General features: G+C 37.3%; 18 protein-coding genes. 8 read left to right on the forward strand and 10 right to left on the reverse strand.

The window, feature by feature from the left end; all coding sequences use genetic code 11:
- Positions 1-63: 63 nt before the first annotated feature.
- From ABJ974_RS15725 to ABJ974_RS15750, 6 genes are all read left to right on the forward strand, one after another.
- A complete protein-coding gene (locus ABJ974_RS15725) occupies positions 64-1,464 on the forward strand; it encodes a hypothetical protein (RefSeq protein WP_419869164.1) in 1,401 nt (466 codons plus the stop codon).
- 9 nt (positions 1,465-1,473) lie between these two features.
- A complete protein-coding gene (locus tag ABJ974_RS15730) occupies positions 1,474-1,953 on the forward strand; it encodes a hypothetical protein (protein WP_419869165.1) in 480 nt (159 codons plus the stop codon).
- A gap of 129 nt (positions 1,954-2,082) precedes the next feature.
- Positions 2,083-3,003 (forward strand): helix-turn-helix transcriptional regulator, encoded by a 921-nt coding sequence (locus ABJ974_RS15735; RefSeq protein WP_419869166.1) that lies wholly within the window; start codon positions 2,083-2,085, stop codon positions 3,001-3,003.
- Positions 3,004-3,088: 85 nt separating this feature from the next.
- The gene (locus ABJ974_RS15740) at positions 3,089-3,679 is read left to right on the forward strand and encodes a hypothetical protein (RefSeq protein WP_419869167.1); all 591 of its coding nucleotides are present in this window, start codon (positions 3,089-3,091) and stop codon (positions 3,677-3,679) included.
- Positions 3,680-3,690: 11 nt separating this feature from the next.
- Entirely contained in the window at positions 3,691-4,269 is a 579-nt protein-coding gene (locus tag ABJ974_RS15745; RefSeq protein ID WP_419869168.1) for an energy transducer TonB, read from the forward strand.
- On the forward strand, positions 4,270-4,701 hold the full coding sequence (locus tag ABJ974_RS15750; RefSeq protein WP_419869169.1) for a nucleoside deaminase: 432 nt from the start codon (positions 4,270-4,272) through the stop codon (positions 4,699-4,701).
- Here the strand turns inward: ABJ974_RS15750 and ABJ974_RS15755 are convergent.
- From ABJ974_RS15755 to ABJ974_RS15775, 5 genes are all read right to left on the reverse strand, one after another.
- Positions 4,698-5,228 (reverse strand): GNAT family N-acetyltransferase, encoded by a 531-nt coding sequence (locus tag ABJ974_RS15755; RefSeq protein ID WP_419869170.1) that lies wholly within the window; start codon positions 5,226-5,228, stop codon positions 4,698-4,700. The genes ABJ974_RS15750 and ABJ974_RS15755 overlap by 4 nt on opposite strands.
- Positions 5,228-5,986, reverse strand: coding sequence for a type III pantothenate kinase (locus ABJ974_RS15760; protein ID WP_419869171.1), 759 nt, complete (start codon positions 5,984-5,986; stop codon positions 5,228-5,230). Before ABJ974_RS15760 ends, ABJ974_RS15755 begins: the two co-directional genes overlap by 1 nt.
- A gap of 18 nt (positions 5,987-6,004) precedes the next feature.
- Positions 6,005-7,846: a M1 family metallopeptidase gene (locus ABJ974_RS15765; RefSeq protein WP_419869172.1), complete on the reverse strand. Its 1,842-nt coding sequence runs from the start codon at positions 7,844-7,846 to the stop codon at positions 6,005-6,007.
- 165 nt (positions 7,847-8,011) lie between these two features.
- A complete protein-coding gene (locus tag ABJ974_RS15770) occupies positions 8,012-8,479 on the reverse strand; it encodes a DUF1572 domain-containing protein (RefSeq protein ID WP_419869173.1) in 468 nt (155 codons plus the stop codon).
- 17 nt (positions 8,480-8,496) lie between these two features.
- Complete coding sequence (locus ABJ974_RS15775; RefSeq protein WP_419869174.1) at positions 8,497-10,185, reverse strand: DUF6909 family protein; 1,689 nt, start codon at positions 10,183-10,185, stop codon at positions 8,497-8,499.
- Between the two features lie 283 nt (positions 10,186-10,468).
- Between ABJ974_RS15775 and ABJ974_RS15780 the strand changes: the two genes are divergently transcribed.
- Positions 10,469-12,664, forward strand: a complete 2,196-nt coding sequence (locus ABJ974_RS15780) for a glutamine synthetase III family protein (RefSeq protein ID WP_419869175.1) — start codon at positions 10,469-10,471, stop codon at positions 12,662-12,664.
- Between the two features lie 344 nt (positions 12,665-13,008).
- Positions 13,009-13,701: a C40 family peptidase gene (locus ABJ974_RS15785; protein WP_419869176.1), complete on the forward strand. Its 693-nt coding sequence runs from the start codon at positions 13,009-13,011 to the stop codon at positions 13,699-13,701.
- 66 nt (positions 13,702-13,767) lie between these two features.
- Here ABJ974_RS15785 and ABJ974_RS15790 read toward each other — a convergent pair whose 3' ends face one another.
- From ABJ974_RS15790 to mreC, 5 genes are read right to left on the reverse strand one after another with little or no spacing between them, the layout of a single operon-like run.
- Positions 13,768-14,349 carry a pentapeptide repeat-containing protein gene (locus tag ABJ974_RS15790; RefSeq protein ID WP_419869177.1) on the reverse strand — a complete coding sequence of 194 codons (582 nt, stop codon included), beginning with the start codon at positions 14,347-14,349 and terminating at the stop codon, positions 13,768-13,770.
- 48 nt (positions 14,350-14,397) lie between these two features.
- The gene (gene rodA / locus ABJ974_RS15795; protein WP_419869178.1) at positions 14,398-15,627 is read right to left on the reverse strand and encodes a rod shape-determining protein RodA; all 1,230 of its coding nucleotides are present in this window, start codon (positions 15,625-15,627) and stop codon (positions 14,398-14,400) included.
- A complete protein-coding gene (locus tag ABJ974_RS15800; protein WP_419869179.1) occupies positions 15,627-17,642 on the reverse strand; it encodes a peptidoglycan D,D-transpeptidase FtsI family protein in 2,016 nt (671 codons plus the stop codon). Before ABJ974_RS15800 ends, rodA begins: the two co-directional genes overlap by 1 nt.
- Complete coding sequence (locus tag ABJ974_RS15805; protein WP_419869180.1) at positions 17,642-18,148, reverse strand: rod shape-determining protein MreD; 507 nt, start codon at positions 18,146-18,148, stop codon at positions 17,642-17,644. Before ABJ974_RS15805 ends, ABJ974_RS15800 begins: the two co-directional genes overlap by 1 nt.
- Positions 18,141-18,995, reverse strand: coding sequence for a rod shape-determining protein MreC (gene mreC, locus ABJ974_RS15810; protein ID WP_419869181.1), 855 nt, complete (start codon positions 18,993-18,995; stop codon positions 18,141-18,143). Before mreC ends, ABJ974_RS15805 begins: the two co-directional genes overlap by 8 nt.
- Between the last annotated feature and the right edge of the window lie 27 nt (positions 18,996-19,022).

The raw sequence follows: 19,022 nt of genomic DNA on the forward strand, positions 1-19,022 counted from the left end.
GTACTCTCATAAAAAGAGCCTTCAAAACTAACCTTTTAATAAAAACCAAATAAAAGTTTTCTTATGAAGACAAAAGAAGAATTAAAACTTTCTTTCGAAAACGGAGATATTCCAAAACAGGAAGATTTCTGGGAATGGCAGGACTCTTACTGGCATAAAGACGAAAATATTGAAACAAAATTAGATGTTCCACATCAGGACGGAGATATTCAGAATTATCCCAAGATAGTGGGCTTAGACAACAACGGAAATGTAGCCAGGCTGGCCGCAGGAGACCTGGGAAAAAATATAGCCAACTCCTCTCTTACCTCTATTGCCGGTGCCGGACTTACATTAGGTGCCAACTGGACACTCAATACATCCGGACTTTATTATTCAATTACAGGATTAGCCGATGTATCCAATGATTCTACTTTTGATACATTTTTATCTCAAAACTCATTGGGAAGAATAGGAAAAACAAACGGTAAACAACCTTTCCTAAACTTACCATCAACGCTTACCGAAGCTGAGAGAACAAAGTGGAAGACAGCAATGAATGGAGGATGGACAACCAATACCATGAGTGTAGCCATCATTACACCTCCGATAGTTGATAGACAGAATAAAAATTATTGGATTAGTTTAAGAGGAGCAAATTTAAATTTACCTTCTACTTCATTTACTGTGGAAATCATGGCTAATAACGGCACTACAGTGATCGCAACCATTCCAAATTCCCAGGTTCAGCTTTATACCAATGGTATAGATTTAACATTTTATTATAATTTCAAAGATTTACCAATAGGTCAATACAAAATCAGACTTTGGAACGGAGTAGCTTATTATGTAACTTCTTTAACAATAAATGTGGTAGATGTCCTCAATATTGTAGATATTTCGAGTTTAACATGGACCAAGAAAATATATAATGACGCTTCCAACGCTGAAACCTTCGGAAATGGAGGAGCCGCTATCTATCAAAGTAATTCCAGTGTAAAGCCCTATAGCTCCACCGATCAAACAATTGTGGGAGCGCTCAAGTCTTCAAAAATAAATAATGTAGGAGACAATTTCTATCTGGAATTTTTAGTTAGTTTTCAACATTCCGCAAACATGTCATCCGGAACGCAGTATGTTGGTCTTATGAATAATGCTTCCACTGTAGATCTATTAGATCAAACCCTTACGAAAATTAAAACTGTAGGTATAGTAGGTAACTCCATAGGCTACAGAAATTATTACCTTAATAACTCCTTAGTAGGGACTAATGGTGCCGGAGGTTCTGGAGGAACAAATGAAACTATTAATGTGATTGTTATTAAGAACGGTACATCAATGAATGTTTCCATAACAGCCCGTGGAGTAACATCTCAGGTAATTCTATCCGTTCCCGATATAGAATACAGCTTAAATATGGCCGTAAACAATATGGGAGGAGCTGCTACGACTTCCCTAAATATCACTAATCTTTACAAATTTTAAAATACTATTATGAATAATCATTTAAATATAACCTCAGAAATTCAAACTTTAATAAGCCAAATTGAGAACATCGGTTCAAACCTTGCAGAATTACCCTTATCGGAACATCCCAAACTTCCTCAATTTGACAGATTTATCCGTGTTTTGGATATCGATGCAAAATCAAAACAGGAATTCATTAATTTTACCTATGAGCAGATTTTAAGAGATAAAGTAAGCGGAGAAGAGTTCAAGATTTCCCTTCCTACTCCTGAATGGGTTATCTACAAAGATACTTGGAGCTATCTCCGTGATGAGAACAACAACCCTGTGGAAGCTTTATTAGCAAATCCAACAGATCAAGAATCCACAGGATATGTAAAAGTTCCAACTTACCGATATATGCTTTGGCTTCTCAAAAACCATAAAATAGCTTTCCTTGATCTTTTAACATCTTACTTACAGGAATTTGTAGAAATAAAAAAAGAAGAGCTGGACCAGCTATCATAAATAGAATAAGGCAGAGTTATAAAAACTCTGCTTTTTTAGTTTCATCATCCCATAAAACTTATCCACAAAATTATAACACGACACGTTTTGTCGCATTAAGCGCCTATATTTGTTATACAAAATTCTCTCATGAAAAAAGATTTTTACCTGACAAGATATGCCTTAATCATTAAAAGATTAGAAAGTTCTCCCGCTACTTATGAGCAGCTGGAGGACTATCTTTTAAATTCTTTTGAGTTTCAGGATGCAGAAATAAAAAGCTATTCCATGAGAACTTTACAAAGAGACATCCGTGAAATCGCCGATCTGTTCAATCTTTCCATTCACAACAAAAAAAAGAGAGATAACCGGTATTATATCGAAAGCCGCCCCATTATGGAAGTGGATGAATATAACCAGAAGCTACTCGAATCTTTCCAGGTGAGTAATGCACTGAACCTTCACCCGGATTTTTCCGATTTTATTTTTTTTGAAACCCGAAAGCCCACGGGAGTGGAAAACTTCTATGACCTATTCTTTGCGATCCGCAATAAAAGAGTAGTCAGTTTTGAATACTATAATTATAAAAATAAACTGAGGACTTCCAGGAAGGTTCATCCACTGGCATTAAAAGAGTCCAAAGACCGTTGGTACCTCATCGCTATTGACACCAAAGATAAAATACTTAAATCTTTCGGTTTAGATAGGATCAGCTATATGGAAGTAAGTAAAGGAAAGTTCCGTGAAAAATATTCTTATAACTTCAGGGAACATTTCAAGAATGCTTTCGGAGTAATGAACCTGACAGATCAAAAGCCACAGAAAATCGTTTTAAAATGCAGTAAGCATCAGGGAGAATATATTAAAAGTTTCCCTCTTCATCAGTCTCAGACAGAAACAAAAATTACGGGCGAAGATATCTACTTTGAATTTTTCCTCCATCCCACCTATGACTTTATGCAGGAAATTCTTTCATATGGAAAAGAAGTAACCGTTTTAGAACCTAAATGTTTAGTTGAGGACATTAGAAGTCATTTAAGAGAATCCCTTAATCAATATCCTGAAGAATAAATACAATCCAATGGTGCTATGTTTTTTTTAATTACATTTACATAAATATTAACCATTGAAGCCCTTCTTATCATGTTTATTTTGTTTGATTATTATCTTCTGCTCTTCACAACAGACAGAAGAGTTTAAATATGTAAAAGCTTATTATAATCAGCACCGAAGCATGTTGGGATCTGAATTTAAAAAGAAATTCGATGCCGAAACAGACGCCTCGGATAAAGAAGCCGTTAAGCAGGATTTTTTACTCTTTATGAAAAAAATGGACAGTATTGAAAATGTAGCCTTGATCGGCGCCCTCTTAAAAGTGAAAAACCTCGAGGACCTCGGCAGGATAAAATCAGTGGGTAATCCTGATAAAAACTCTGAGCCCAATACTCCTCCTGATCAGTCAGCAGATTATCCCGGAGGAATTGATACTCTAAGAGAAGAGGTGGCCAATCTCTTTTACAAAGAAGGAGTTTATTCAGAGGTGAAAACAGTAAAAGCAAATGTTATATTTACGGTAGAAAAAGACGGAAGAATAAGCAATGTTCATGCGCAGGGAGATAATTTCACATTTAACAGACAGGCAGAAATTGCCCTTTATTCTGTTTCAGAAAAATTTTCCCCGGCGATCTATAAAGGATATGCTATACAAAGCAGGTTTAATCTGCCTTTAATAATGCAGAAAGAATAATGAAAAAAATTATGATACCCCTGTTAACGGCCAATCTCTGTTTCTCGCAACAAACGGAAGGGCTAAAACTAATTAAAAATAAATATGATATTGAGCTGAAAAATATAATGGCTCAATATGATAAAGATACTTCTAAAAAAATTTCCAGGAAAGAATTTAAAATATTTAAAGACAAAAGGAATAATCAAATAAATATTCTGGAAAAAAATCGTAATGAGGAATATTTGGAGGAGCTTTCTAAAATAAAGCTTAGTAAGCAAGTAGGTATTCCGGAACCCACAATTCCTAATAAAGAAGGAGAAATAGCTGCCGAATACCCTAGGGGAAACGATTTTTTCAGACAGGAATTAGCAGACAATTTTTATTCCGGAACCATTGATGGAAAAGGAAAAATAAATTGTAAATTATCATTTATTATAGAGAAAGACGGAAGTATCACAGATGTAAAAGGAGTAGGTGATAATGAAAATTTCAACAGACAGGCAGAACTCGCAGTTTACCTTTCTGAATATAAATGGAAACCAGCAACATCTAATGGAATTCCTGTAAGATACCGATTTACTACCCCCTTACAACTTATTTTTGACTAAATGTTTACAGACGAATATTATATGAAGATGGCTCTGCAGGAAGCCGGAGTCGCATTGGAAAAGGATGAGGTTCCCGTAGGCTGTATTATTGTTTCGAACAATCGTATTATTGCCCGAGCCCACAATCTTACAGAAACCTTAAATGATGTCACTGCCCACGCCGAAATGCAGGCCATTACCTCCGCAGCTAATTTTCTGGGAGGAAAATATCTGAAAAACTGTACGATGTATGTAACCCTTGAGCCGTGTATCATGTGTGCCGGAGCCCTTTCCTGGTCCCAGATTACAAAAGTGGTCATCGGGGCAAGAGATGAGCAGAGAGGATTTATCAACAAGCATCTTTCCCTACATCCAAAAACCGAAATCATCACCGGAATTATGGAAAATGAATGTTCCTCTATTGTTAAAGAATTTTTTCAATCCAAACGCTAACCATTTTTCAAAATAGAATAAAGAGCAGCATCAAAATAAGCTCCATCTTTTTTAATATGCTGCTTTAAAAGAGCTTCATATTCCATTCCTGATTTCTGCATCACCTTACCGGAAGAAGGATTATGGAGAAAATGAGTGGCAAAGATTTTATTTAAACCTAAATTTTTAAAGCCGAATTGAATAACAGCTTTTGCCGCTTCGGTCACATACCCCTGGTTCCAATAAGGAACTCCCAGCCAATATCCCAGTTCCGCTTTATCATCATCCCGGTCATGGATTCCTATGGCTCCCAGGATTTTCCCCTCTTTATTACGAATGGCAAATGTATATCCTGTTCTGTCCTCAAAGACTTTCTTTGACATTTTCAGCCAGGATTCAGCATCTTCTTTACTATAGGGATACGGAATATTTGATGTCAGTTCTGAAAACACCTTTTCCTGAAGGTACTCTACAATCAACGGAATATCTTCGGGTGTAAATTCCGAAAGGATAAGCCTTTCTGTGTGTATGACGGGAAACTTATCCATTATAAATCTTTTCCTAAAAAGTATAATCCTTTTAAAGTATGAAGACGGTCTGCAATATGAATTTTATCCGTTAAAGGCTTATAAACATGAGATACACCACCGGTTGCGATTACAAAACAGTCAGAATTGACCTCTTCATTAATACGGTCTATAAAGCCTTCTACCATTCCCAGAAACCCATATACCATACCGCTTTGCATGCAGGTTACCGTATCCAGCCCTAAAACTGATTTAGGCTTTTTAAGTTCAATTTCCGGTAGCTGAGCGGTCTGACTGATCAAAGAATTGAGAGAAGTAACGATTCCCGGAGCAATAATAACTCCCAGGGTTTCTCCGGTTTCAGCGACACAGCTCGCCGTCAAAGCCGTCCCAAAGTCCAGGATAATCTTCTTTTTTCCTGGGTACATATGATGAGCCGCTACAAGATTGGCATAGATATCCGTTCCCATTTGCTTGGATTTGGCCTGAACCCCTGATGGGGTATTCCGGTCTACAATTACCGGAACAATCCCGTGGATCTTTCTTATGGCCACACTCATTACCTTTGTCAGCTGAGGTACAACGGAACCGATAATAATTTTCTCTATTTCTTTCGGCTCTATTTTATAAGTCTGATACAACATCAGCATTTGGACGTATAACTCATCTGCAGTTCTGTAAGGCTTTGTATTAATCACCCATGAGAGGTCACAGTTGTCATCGTTAAAAAGTCCGAATCTGATATTACTGTTTCCTATATTGATTACAATAGAATTCATTTTTTTCTTTGTATAAACTTATTTTACCTCTACAAAATTATCTTCCATATTAACGTCCGCCAACCTTTGGCTGAAGTCTATTCCCAAAACAGCCAGCTGTGACTTGGAATAAGGAATGGTCAGGGTATATTCCTTTTGGGTCCACGGCCAGTATTCCACCGTTTTAAAATCACCATAAATATCTTTTTCTTTCCACGTATGGGTAAGATTGGTTGGGATCTGATAGGTAACAATCTTTTTATCGGTAGTCATAACGCTGAAATCTACAGGCATAGGAACCTGACCCTTATTAATAAGAGTGATGGTAGTAGATTGGGCATCATATTTTACATCTTTAATTCCATAATCAATGGTTTTGGTAGTATTGATCCAGTAATGGTGGAACCATTTCAGATCCATTCCCGAAACTTTCTGTGCAATATGAAGGAAATCCCTGTCCGTAGGATGCTTCATGCTCCAGTTCTGGAAATATTGCTTCATGGTTTTATTAAGGTTCTCCTCCCCTATGATATAGCCCAGCTCAACTAAGTATAATTCTCCTTTAACATAGGTAGAATAAGTATAAGAAGTTCCGTTATCATGATGATCTCCCAACCATACGGCGGGTTCTTCAATTCCTCTTTTTATAAAATTTCTGTAGCCGTCCAGTGTTCTTACGAAAGGATTCGGGTATTGATCTTTAGGCGGGAATAGCTGATACATCACCAAGCTTTCAGCATAGCTTGTAAATCCTTCATCCATCCACGGACGCATGCTTTCATTGGTAGCTACCATCTGCTGGAACCATGAATGTGATCCTTCATGAGCCATCAGCCCCATCAGGCCTTCAATATCTTTGGCTTCCCCTAAGATCATGGTACACATTCCGTATTCCATTCCTCCATCTCCTCCCTGTATAAAGGCATAAGTAGGATATACATACTTCCCGAAATGAGAATTCATAATCTGGAAATACTTCGTAACATAAGGCTGAGCTTCACTCCATACTTTAGTTTTATCATTTTTCTGATATACTAAATAAACTTTAGGCCCTTCCGGAACCTGAAAGCTATCTACAGAATAGTCCCTGTCAGCACTCCAGGCAAAATCAAGGATATTTTTAGCAGACCATTTCCAGGTTGCTTTATTCTTTACGGCTTTTATTTTAGCATTGGAGTCATATCCTTTTACTTCTCCCGGATTTTCAAGAACTCCTCCCGCACCGATCACATAATTTTTATCGATGGATATCGTAACATCATAATCGGAAAAGGGAGCATGAAACTCTCTTCCTATATAATCAAAAGTAGCCCATCCGTCATAATCATATTCTGCTATTTTTGGGTACCACTGCGTCATGGTCATATCCACTCCTTCCCTGTTATTACGGCCACTTCTCCGGATCTGCTGAGGAATCACCGCATCCCATTCCATGGTAAAGGTTGTAGTAGTGTTCGGTTTGATAGGTTCAGCCAGATAAACCTTCATAATGGTTTCCTGAATTTCAAACTTTACGTCTTTTCCATTTTGTTTGATCCAATGGATATTTTGTGCTCCTTCCTGATCTTTAGGAATGGAAGCCAGTCTTGAAATCCCGTCTTTCTGCAATCTGGAATCTCCGTTTTTTCCCTGGCCTGCTACCCGCTGATCCATCATGGAATTGGGTTTGAAAGCATTCCAGTATAAATGAAAATAAGCTACATTAAGCTCATCCGGAGAGTTGTTGGTGTATGTTAAGGTTTGTTTTCCTGAGTAAGTAAATTTTTCTGCATTAACATCAATATCCATTTTATATTTGGCAGCCTGCTGATAGTAAGCGGTTTGCTGACCCTGAAGTTGTGAAATGATAAATGCGAAGAGAATAACAATCGATTTTTTCATTTAAAAAATATTTGTGCTAAAGGTAATTAATTTATGTAAAACCTTCAAATATGGACTTATGTATAAAAAATCCAGATTCTGTCCTGCTTTAAAGAGCATAAACGGTTTAATAAAAAACCTCAGAAGTAAATACTTCTGAGGCTGATATTATGGATAAGCTCAACTTTAATTGTTGAGTAGTTTCTTTATTAAACTGATCTGTCCGAGATGATAATAACTATGTTCAATCATTCCGTCAATATTTCTCCGGTAAGTTCCATATTTCTCATCCGTAAATATTTCGTCCAGCCTGAATTCCGGCATCTGTTCCAACAGATAAGCAAACTTTTCAGCGTCATTCCAGAGTTGATTTAACAAACGTTCCCACTGTTCCTGGGATTCAACAGGAGGAAGATCAAAACTGTACTGATCTCTTATTTCCAGTTCTCCTCCTTCCAATACATTCACAATTCCGGCGATATAATAATGGATATGGAAAGTGAGCATCGCAATCGTATTTAAAGATCCTATTTTTTCTGTCGCCTGTTTCCAGATAACATCTGAAAGCTGTTCTTTAAAATTGGTATTGGCAATCCAGTCTCCGTCCAGTAAAATTTCTCTGAATCTTTTTGCCAATTGCAATGTTGAGCTCATCGTCTGAAACTATTACGTTATTTTTTAACAGGAATATTTTTTACACTTCCCAGTATTTTTTCCAAAATTCTAAGGGTAATCAGGTAAGTAGGTTTTACTCCTGTAAGTCCCAAACCTCCTGAAGACAGCGTACTTCCAGTTTCCAACGGGTTATCCGAAGCATAATACGCATAGCAAACGAAAAGATCTTCCGAAATATGGCGTCTTATCTTAGATGCTACCTGAATCGCTTTCTGGTAATGCGCGCCCTCCATTTCAAGACCTATTGCTTTCCAGGAAGTATTCATAAAGTATAATAAAATATCTTTATTCTGAAGAGAGGTTCCCAACACCGTAATCATTGCCCCTTCAAAGGCTTTCAGCTCATCATCCTGGAAATCTTCTGCTTTTAATGCATTTTCAAAAGGATAATTGTCTGCTGTTCCTTCAAAGATATGAGAAGTAGGTATCATAATATCTCCTTTGCTTCCTGTAAGAATTCCGGCTTTCCCCATAATAGAAACAGACTTCACTTTCATCATATAGACTTCACCTTTATGATCGAATGGTCTCAGCAGCTCATCCATCACTTCAAATGCCTGTTCTCCGAAAGCATAATCAAAAACCATGATAACATCATCCCCGGAATATTTCATGTGGCTGAACGGGGTATTCTTAAGATCTGTTTTACTTAAGTCGATGATCTGGACGTCAATATTACTTCCGCTTTTATCATCAATATAGATCATTCCTTCTTCCAGGGCATATTTAGAGACTTTGTCCCTAAGCTCCTTTTTATTGGAAATATCTTCGTAAAGTTTGTAGTCTACTTCTTTATTAACCTTTTTCTTTAATGCATCATTTGCATACAGCATATTTTTAACGGAATGCATATTGGCAGAAATAATATGTAAAGGACGCATATGAAGATCATTTTCAAATAAAACTTCCTTCACCTTGTTCGCCCATTTTTCACCAAAATAGTGATGCCCTACTCTTTCTTTCAGAATAGCACTGAAATGAATTTCCCTTTCACGGGTCTGTTTAGCATCTTCTAAACTTACTTTTCCTAAGTTATAGATAATTTTGAATAAACGGTCCGGATTGCTGTCGTCTCCGAAGCTGTTGTATGCGTTTAAAGTTTCATCAAAAGTTCTTCCTATTAATGAGGAAAGATGGATAAGAGCTACCTCTTTCTCTCTACGGCTATACTTTTTCTCTCCTTTTACCACTTCTTCGATAATCTTCCAGGCTCTTGTCGGCTTCCAGTTTTCATCCTGAAGAAAAGCGAGATTACGGATTTTATCCGCTTCAATATATAAGAAGGTTAAATGGGTAAGAATATCATAAATTTCGGAACGTCCCAAAAGAACTTCAATATTCATCTGGTGTTCGTCTATTCTATAACAGTTTCTCCTTCTCTTTTTAGGAACAATAGGTTCGAAACTTCCTTTATCAAATCCTTCATCTGAGGTAAGATGAATAAATGCACATTCCTCAATTCCTTCCGGAAGCCTGTCCAGCACATACATCAACCCATCCAGTTCCAACTTATTCGGAACGTTCATTGTACCATAAATCTCCGGGTTAATAGACTTTAGCAAGCTTCTTAAACTTTCTCCTGAAACCCCGCTTGGTTTAAAAAAACCACGATAGAAAAGGTGTCTCATAGAGATGTATAATCTTTCGATCGCTTCTGTGGTTTCTCTTGCTCTAGAATTTGTCATAAAATAAATTTCACACAAATATACAACTCTTACTTCAATTTTATTTTAAGTATCTTTTAATAAACCGTTTAGAAATATTCATTTTTAGAAACGAGGGAAGAGCGTTGGAAGAACAAAAAGGATTTCCCGGTACAAAAGGAATCAACATTTAAAGGAGTATCTTTTTAAATTAAATATCCGTTTAATTTTTAATATTTTTTTTCACTACCCCCTAAAAAAACAAGGGGTAAAATAATTTCGTTTCATTTTTTTTGTAAATTTGCCCTGTAAAAATTAACCTTATATGTCAACTTTAAGATTCAAAGCGCTAGAAACATTACCATTCAAGAACTTTAGAAAAGACAATTCTGTGGAGGTTCCTAAAAAACTTTCAGAATTATTTTGCGAAAATGTTTTCTCAGAGGAAACCATGAGAGAATATTTAACGAAAGAAGCATTTACTTCTATTTTAGATGCTATAAAAAAAGGAACTAAAATCCAGAGACATATTGCAGATCAGGTAGCAGTAGCTATGAAAGATTGGGCAATGAGCAAAGGAGTAACCCACTACACTCACTGGTTTCAGCCTTTGACAGGAAGTACTGCTGAAAAGCATGATTCTTTTTTCACTCCTATAGAAGGAGGAAGAGGTATTGAAAGATTTAACGGGGGAATGCTTATCCAGCAGGAGCCTGATGCTTCTTCTTTCCCAAACGGAGGAATCAGAAATACTTTTGAAGCAAGAGGTTATACGGCCTGGGACCCTACCTCTCCGGCATTCATTATGGGAACTACATTATGTATTCCTTCTATTTTCATTTCTTATACAGGAGAAACATTAGATTATAAAACACCACTTTTAAGAGCACTTAATGCAGTGGATGAAGCTGCAACCAGTGTCATGCAGTATTTCGATAAGAATGTAACAAAAGTAACGCCCACCCTGGGTTGGGAACAGGAATATTTCCTTGTAGACTCTGCTTTATTCCAGTCCCGTCCGGATTTGGTATTAACAGGAAAAACTTTATTAGGACATTCCCCAGCCAAAGGACAACAGCTGGATGACCACTATTTCGGTTCTATTCCGACAAGAGTAATGAACTTCATGAAAGAACTGGAAATAGAATGTATGAAGCTCGGAATTCCTGTAACGACAAGACATAATGAAGTAGCTCCGAACCAGTTCGAGCTGGCTCCAATGTTTGAAGAAGTAAACGTAGCAGTAGATCACAATTCCTTATTAATGGATATCATGGCAAGAGTTGCCCACAAGCACCATTTCCACATTTTATTCCATGAAAAGCCTTTCGCAGGAGTAAACGGAAGCGGAAAGCATAACAACTGGTCACTTGCTACCGATACAGGAGAAAACTTATTAAGTCCCGGAAAAAACCCTAAGAAAAATCTACAGTTCTTAACGTTTTTCGTGAATACGATTAAAGCTGTACATGAATATGCTGATCTTTTAAGAGCAAGTATTGCTTCTGCAAGTAACGACCACAGGCTAGGTGCCAACGAAGCTCCGCCGGCTATTATTTCCGTGTTCATCGGAAGCCAGTTATTCAGCGTGCTTGAAGAGCTTGAAAAGGTTACCAGCGGAAAACTTTCTCCTGAAGAAAAGACAGAATTAAAATTAAATGTAGTAGGGAAAATCCCTGAAATCCTTCTTGATAATACGGATAGAAACAGGACTTCTCCATTTGCATTTACCGGAAATAAATTTGAGATCAGAGCCGTAGGTTCTTCTGCCAACTGTGCGGAATCTATGACGGTAATGAATGCTATCGCCGCGAAGCAATTAAAGGATTTCAAAATAGAAGTGGATGCCTTAATTGAAAAGGGGCTTAAAAAAGACGAAGCCATCTTCAACGTCCTGAGAGAATACATTAAGCAATCCAAAAACATTATGTTTGAAGGAGACGGATATTCCGATGACTGGGCAAAAGAGGCTAAGAAAAGAGGATTGAACAATCTTAAAACCACTCCGGAAGCTCTTAAAAAAGAAATGGACCAAAAATTCCTGGATCTTTATGAAGAAGTTGGAGTATTTACCCACAGAGAGGTGGAAGCCAGAAACGAAATTAAGCTTGAAAAATACAGCACCGTAATCGATATTGAAGCCAGAGTTTTAGGTGATATTGCAAGAAATCACATTATTCCTTCTGCTTTAAATTATCAGAACAGATTAATTGAAAATGTAAAAGGGCTTAAAGAAATATTCGGAGAAAAAGAATTCAAAGCGTTGGCTAAAGAACAGATGAGCCTGATTACCCATATTTCTGACAATGTTTCAAAAATCAAATTAGGGGTAGAAGAGCTTATTAAAGCCAGAGAAGCTGCTAAATCCGTGTCAGACAGTCAAAAACAGGCAGAAGACTATTGTAATAAAGTAAAACCTCTGTTTGATAATATCAGAGAAGCAACGGATGCATTGGAAATGATGGTAGATGATGAACTTTGGCCGATGACAAAATATAGAGAAATGTTATTTACAAGATAACATCTGTAAAGTTCCATATTAGTTAAACTCCCTGAGATTTTCGGGGAGTTTTTTTTGTTTTATTAACAGCCTTTTTTTAGAGCTTAGTCCAGATAAAAGTCCGATCAATAAAGGAAACGGATTTAATTTTGTTAAAAAATCTTAATAAAAAAAACCGCAAACTTACCCAAAATAGGACGTTGCGGTTTGTTTTTCTTTAACATACTTAAACAATATGTTAAATTGTGTTAAAATAGAAAGCGGACAATCATCATATCTGCTCTCTTTTACTCGGAATATCTACTTTTGTAAGGCATTTGACAAACAAATAAATATTCTTATTTAACACGGATAATCAAATATATATGAAGAAAAGAGTCTTGTTTTACTTAGTTGCGATTGTTTCAACATTATCCTTGCAATCTTGTGTTACAAATTATGTAGTATCTAAACCAGCAACTTACAACAAAGAGTACAAAACGGATGCCAAACTTGCTTCTATTGACGCTAAGAAATTAGAACAGGATAAGAAACAGCTTATCAATTCGTTTATCTCTAATAAAGCAGAAGCTTTATCCAACGCAAAAAATTCTATCAAAAATTCAGAGCTTGCAAAAGCTATCAAATACAACAAAACCATCGATAACATTTTAACTGAAGCTCAAACCTATCTGGGGACTCCTTACAGATATGGAGGGACTACCAGAAACGGAATAGATTGTTCAGCATTCGTACTTTCCGTATTCGGGGCAGCAGCTGGACTTACTTTACCAAGAGTAGCAGCATCCCAGGCTCAGGAAGGAGAAAGAATAGAAAAAGGAAGCCTTCAGAAAGGTGACTTAGTATTCTTCTCTCACGGAAAAAGAATTTCTCACGTAGGAATTGTAGAAAGTGTTTCTGAAGATGGTGAAATCAAATTTATTCATGCAGCCACTTCAAGAGGTGTAATGATCTCTTCTCTTAATGATTCGTACTGGGGACCCAGATACAGATTCGCAAAAAGAGTGATCAATGAAAACGGAGATCCTTACAATAATTTAGCAGCAATAAATTTTTAGTTTTAAATAATTGATTTAAATAAGAGAAGCCATCAAAATTTGATGGCTTTTATTTTTGTCCGTATATCAGCTGTTTTTATCGATGATTATGTCCAGCTTATCTAAAAGCCCGGAGACTTCAGAAAGAGAGAATTTAGCCTTTTTAATCTTATTAAGACCCGGATCTATGGAATAATGAAAAGAAGTCCTGAAATCCGCTTTTTCAAGATTGGTATTTTCAAATATGGCTCCCGACAAATCACAATGGGAGAAAACGGCAGCAGATAGATCACATTCACCAAAGTCCACATCCTTCAACCTTGAATCTTTAAAAACAGTCTTTTTAAGAGAAGTTTTATAAAACACCGAATTGTTTAGGGTACAATCATAAAAGGAAAAGGAAACCCCGAAATCGTGACAGTCACTGAACGAGAGCCCCAGCATTTTGCATTCTTTAAAGCGAACCTCACGGAAGGCTGTCTGTACAAGCTTAGCCATACTTATATTACAGCCAATAAACTCGCAGTCTGTAAATCTAAATCCGGTTAAATCCCCATTCTCAAAATTACAGTCTGTAAAGCGGCAGTTTTCGTATTCTCCCTTATTGATCGGAAAATGCAGAAAATCTATTTTTTCAAAAGTTTGATCCTGATGATAAACTTCTTCCATATGATTTGATTTTAAAATATTGGATCCTGGTAAGACTGAAATAAGCTTTTAAACCAGGCTGTTTTTATCCGAGTAGTTCAGCTTAAAGAATATGAACGTCATCGTGGAAAAAGCCAGCAAAGAACTTCCTCCATAGCTGAAGTAAGGCAAAGGAATACCCACCGTCGGAAATAAGCCCATAACCATACCTAAATTGATGGAAAAGTGCATCAACAGGATAGAAGCAAAACAATATCCGAAAGCCCGGTTAAATGTAGATTTCTGCTTCTCTGCCAGATAATAAATCCTGCCGATATAAAGCATATAGCATAAAACGAGAGCGGCACTCCCGACAAAGCCCCATTCTTCTCCTACGGTACAGAAAATATAATCCGTACTTTGCTCAGGAACGAATTTCCCCTGCGTTACAGACCCTTCTCTGTATCCTTTCCCTAAAAGGCCTCCCGAGCCGATAGCCGTTTTGGAATAAAGCAGGTTATATCCTGAAGTATCCCTGAATGCTTTTTCTCCTTTAAAAAGAACTTCTATTCTTTCTCTCTGGTGCTTCGGTAATTTTTCTAAGATATGAGGAGAGGCAAAAGCCAGTCCGCATAATAATATAATGGAACCTGCGATACTGGAAATGGATATGATATCCCAGTGCATCCTGTACAAATTAAATAAGATATAGAGCACTGCTATTAAGGCAATGGCAATAACAACATATATCGGGTTAACCGCTAAAGAAACTAAGAAAACAGCTGCAAAGATAAATCCTATCCCAAAAAGCATTCCGCTCAATCCTTCCCGGTATAAAGCAATAAAAAATGCAATAAATACCAATAAGGAACCTACATCGGGGATCATCAGCACTACCACTCCCGGTATTCCTATAATGGCTAAAGCCGTTAATAAAGACTTCCTGTTGTTTAAATTAAAATCCGGACTGGAAACATAGTTGGCCAACATTAAGGCCGTACCCAACTTGGCAAACTCTACCGGCTGTAAACTTACCGGACCGAATTTATACCAGTTCTTTTGCCCGAGGACTTCGGTTCCGAAAGGAAATAGCCCTATAAGCAGCAATACTCCGAAAATATAAATTATAGCAGCCATATTTTCGAAGAACTTATTCCTGGTAAAAAAGATAATGATCCCTACAAATACGGAAACTCCAAACCAAACTGCCTGTCTGGTTCCACTGGAAGGCTCAACACTGTAAATATTTGCAATCGCAAAAATGCAAAGCAGGAAATACAGCCCAAGACCTAATTTATCTATTCCTTCCGTCCACTTCATTATCTATTGGGTTTTGGGGTTGAGGTTTCGGACTCTATCTGGATCTTCAGCTTTTCCTTTTGCTTCTTTATAAATTCAAGGCTGTCTTTCATTTTTTTAAGCTTAAGGGAATCCTGCTTAGGATCTTTATATAAGCCTTTCCGTTTCAGATCGGCAATCCACTGTCTTTTATATTCAGGCATGAAACTGGCGGTAACCATTTTCTTATAAAGGTGTTCTCTTTTAATATCTCCGGTAATGTATTTTTCAGCGATTACCGTACAGGCAGGACCTGCCCATGTTGCTCCGAATCCGGCATGCTCCATAACGGCAGCCACCACAATTCTCGGTTTGTCAGCAGGAGCAATCAACACAAAAATAGAGTTATCCTTACCCTGTGGAACCTGTGCCGTACCGGTTTTGGCCAACTGGGTAAAATCATTGGACTTCAAACTTCTGGCCGTTCCTCTCAGTACAACCGCCTCCATACCCTTTAATACAGGCTCAAAGTGTTTGGGATCTACTAAGGTTTTATGTTTTACTTTAAATCTTGGATCAGGATTGGGTTTACCATCCACTGCTTTTACGATATGTGGAGTATAGAACCATCCTTTATTAGCAATGGCCGCCACAAAATTGGCTAATTGCAGAGGAGTCACCAGTACGTCCCCTTGCCCCATTCCGTTAAAGACCGCTCCCGTTGAAAGAGGGTCCCATTTTTTCTGTTCCTTACCTCTGTTGATTTGTTTCTGTCTTCTTTCATAAAATTCACCGGAAGGAATTCTTCCCCGTGAGCCTACTGCAATATCATTATTAAGGAAATCCCCAACTCCGAAACTGCTCATGATCTTTTTCCATTCATCCACTCCTTTGGAAGGATTATCCGGATATTTATTGACGATAGCGAGGTATGCGTAAGAAAAATAACAGTTACTGGAAACCTGAATAGAAGGAATAAGCGGATCTGCTCCACCGTGACCTTTAATTCTTAAGCCCCGGTAATTAAATCCTCCTCCGCATGGGAAAACCGTTTTTTCATCCATAACGCCCATCTGCATTCCTGCCAGAGCCGTTAACAGTTTAAAGGTAGATCCCGGAGGATAAGCAGCCTGAACTGATCGGTCAAAGGTGGGTTTATTCTCGTAAATGGTATCTTTGGAGAGGGCGTATAAATTTTTGGACTTATTGGGTCCGGTAAATAAATTTGGATCAATATCGGGTCCGGTAGCTAATGTCAGGATCTCACCGTTATTAGGATCAATAGCCACAATAGCACCATGTTTATTCACCAGCATTTCTTCGGCTATTCCCTGAAGATCATAGTCAATCGTTAAAGTAACATCTTTACCAGTAATAACATCTTTATCTAAAGCCCCATCTTTGTAGGAGCCTATATTTCTGAGCCGTATATCCTTCTGGATATATTTCATTCCTTTTACCCCCCGAAGGTCTTTTTCATAAGATTTTTCCACTCCTGTTTTCCCGATAAAGTCTCCCGGTAAGTAATAGGTTGAATCTTTTTTTATGTCCCTTTCGTTTACTTCATTCGTATATCCCAGAAGATTTCCGGATGTTGACACTTCATATTGTCTTTGTGGTCTCTGTACAATGCTGAAAGCCGGATATTTAAAGATGATCTCCTGAACCCTTGCTATTTCTTCCCTGCTTAAATCTTTCATGAAAGTCATGGCCGTAAGCTTGGAATAGTATTTTTCTTTTTTAATGGTATTGATCCTTTTGATAAAATCCGTTTTGCTGATTTTCATAAGGCTGCAGAATCCCAGGGTATCAAAATCAGGCTTCATCAAAGCCTGGGTGAAAGAAATTTCATAAGCTGGCTGGTTACCCACCATTATTTTACCATTCCGGTCAAAAATAACTCCTCTTTGAGGAATAACATATTCTATTTTAATGGAAGTATTGGCTGCATTAAGGGCATATCTATCCGTAAACAGCTGCAAATAAGAAAGTCTTGCCACGAATATCAGGGCAATGACCACAAGAACGGAAAAAACTTTTAAATATCGTGTATTCATCAAACTTTTTGTTTGATTTTAAATATCAGTGCATAAATCACTATAAATATAAAGGAAATTATACTGGTTACAAAAACATTCAGTAAGATTTCAAAAAACCTGCTGAATTTGAAAAATTCTATATACTGCACCAAAAGCTGGTGTAAAAATATGCTTGAAAAAAGAAAAAGTAAAAATTGTGACCACTGCAAAGACTGAAATGAGAAAAAGTCCGTAGAAGTATCCGTAGAGGTCTTGAAAATAATAGTCCGGAAATAAGCAATCAGTGTCGTAGCAAATGCATTAATCCCCCACGAGTATAAAAAGGCGTCGATCGATAACCCTATCAGGAAACTCAATGCCAGAAACTGGAATTTATTTCGGAAGAAAGGATAGAACATCACAAAAACCGGATATAAAACCGGGGTATATTTTCCGAATATAGTGATCCTGTTCAAAACAAAAATCTGTAATGCAACCAGAAAAATTATGATTAAAATATCTGTAAATAAAGTTCTACTAATCATTTTCCTTTTTTATTACCGATTGTAATGTATCCTGTATTTTCTGTACCTCAGCTTTCTTAAGGTTCTTCACTACGTATACTTTATTCAAAGGACCCATTTTTTCACTAAGTTCTACAGAGATATCCCAAAATCCTGTTTTATTATCTACGGAATACCCTGCAATCCTTCCGATCATTACCCCTTTCGGGAAAATAGCCGATTTACCGTCTGTAATAACCGTATCTCCTACTTTTAATGATACATATTTAGGAATATCCGCTAAATGCATGATACGGGAATTATCTCCATTCCATGTCAGTGTTCCGAAATATCCTGAATTTTTCAAGGATGCATTAATCCTGATCTTATTGACGCTCAAAATAGACTGAACCAAGGCATAGTTATCGGTAGAGTTCACTACAATTCCTGCAATACCCTTTGGCGCAATTACTCCCATCTGAGGGTATACTCCATCTCTTTTACCACGGTTAATGGTAAAGTAATTATTTCTTCTGTTGATACTGTTGAAAACGATCTCTCCGTCTACAAAGGTATAAATCTGTCCTCCGCCCAAAGTATCATGTACTTTTCTGAAAACAGGATTCTTGGCGGCATCTTTACCATATAGCTCCACCATGAGGGCTTTATTCTGAGCTACCAGATCTTCATTGATCTGTTTTAATTTAAGGTAGGAAACCCCTTCGTCGATATATCCGGAAACCCAGGAATTAAATGCGGCCGTCTGGCCGGCAATCCAGGATTTCTGCATTGAGTTTTTGGAGAAAATAAGAACCAGAGCAATAATTTGCAAGAAAATAAAGAAGACAAATAACGCGTTCTTCGAAAATAATCTCAGCAAAAATCCCATTCAGATAAAAATCGTAAAAAAGTTAGA

Source organism: Chryseobacterium sp. CT-SW4 (assembly GCF_048572715.1).
Lineage (GTDB): Bacteria > Bacteroidota > Bacteroidia > Flavobacteriales > Weeksellaceae > Chryseobacterium.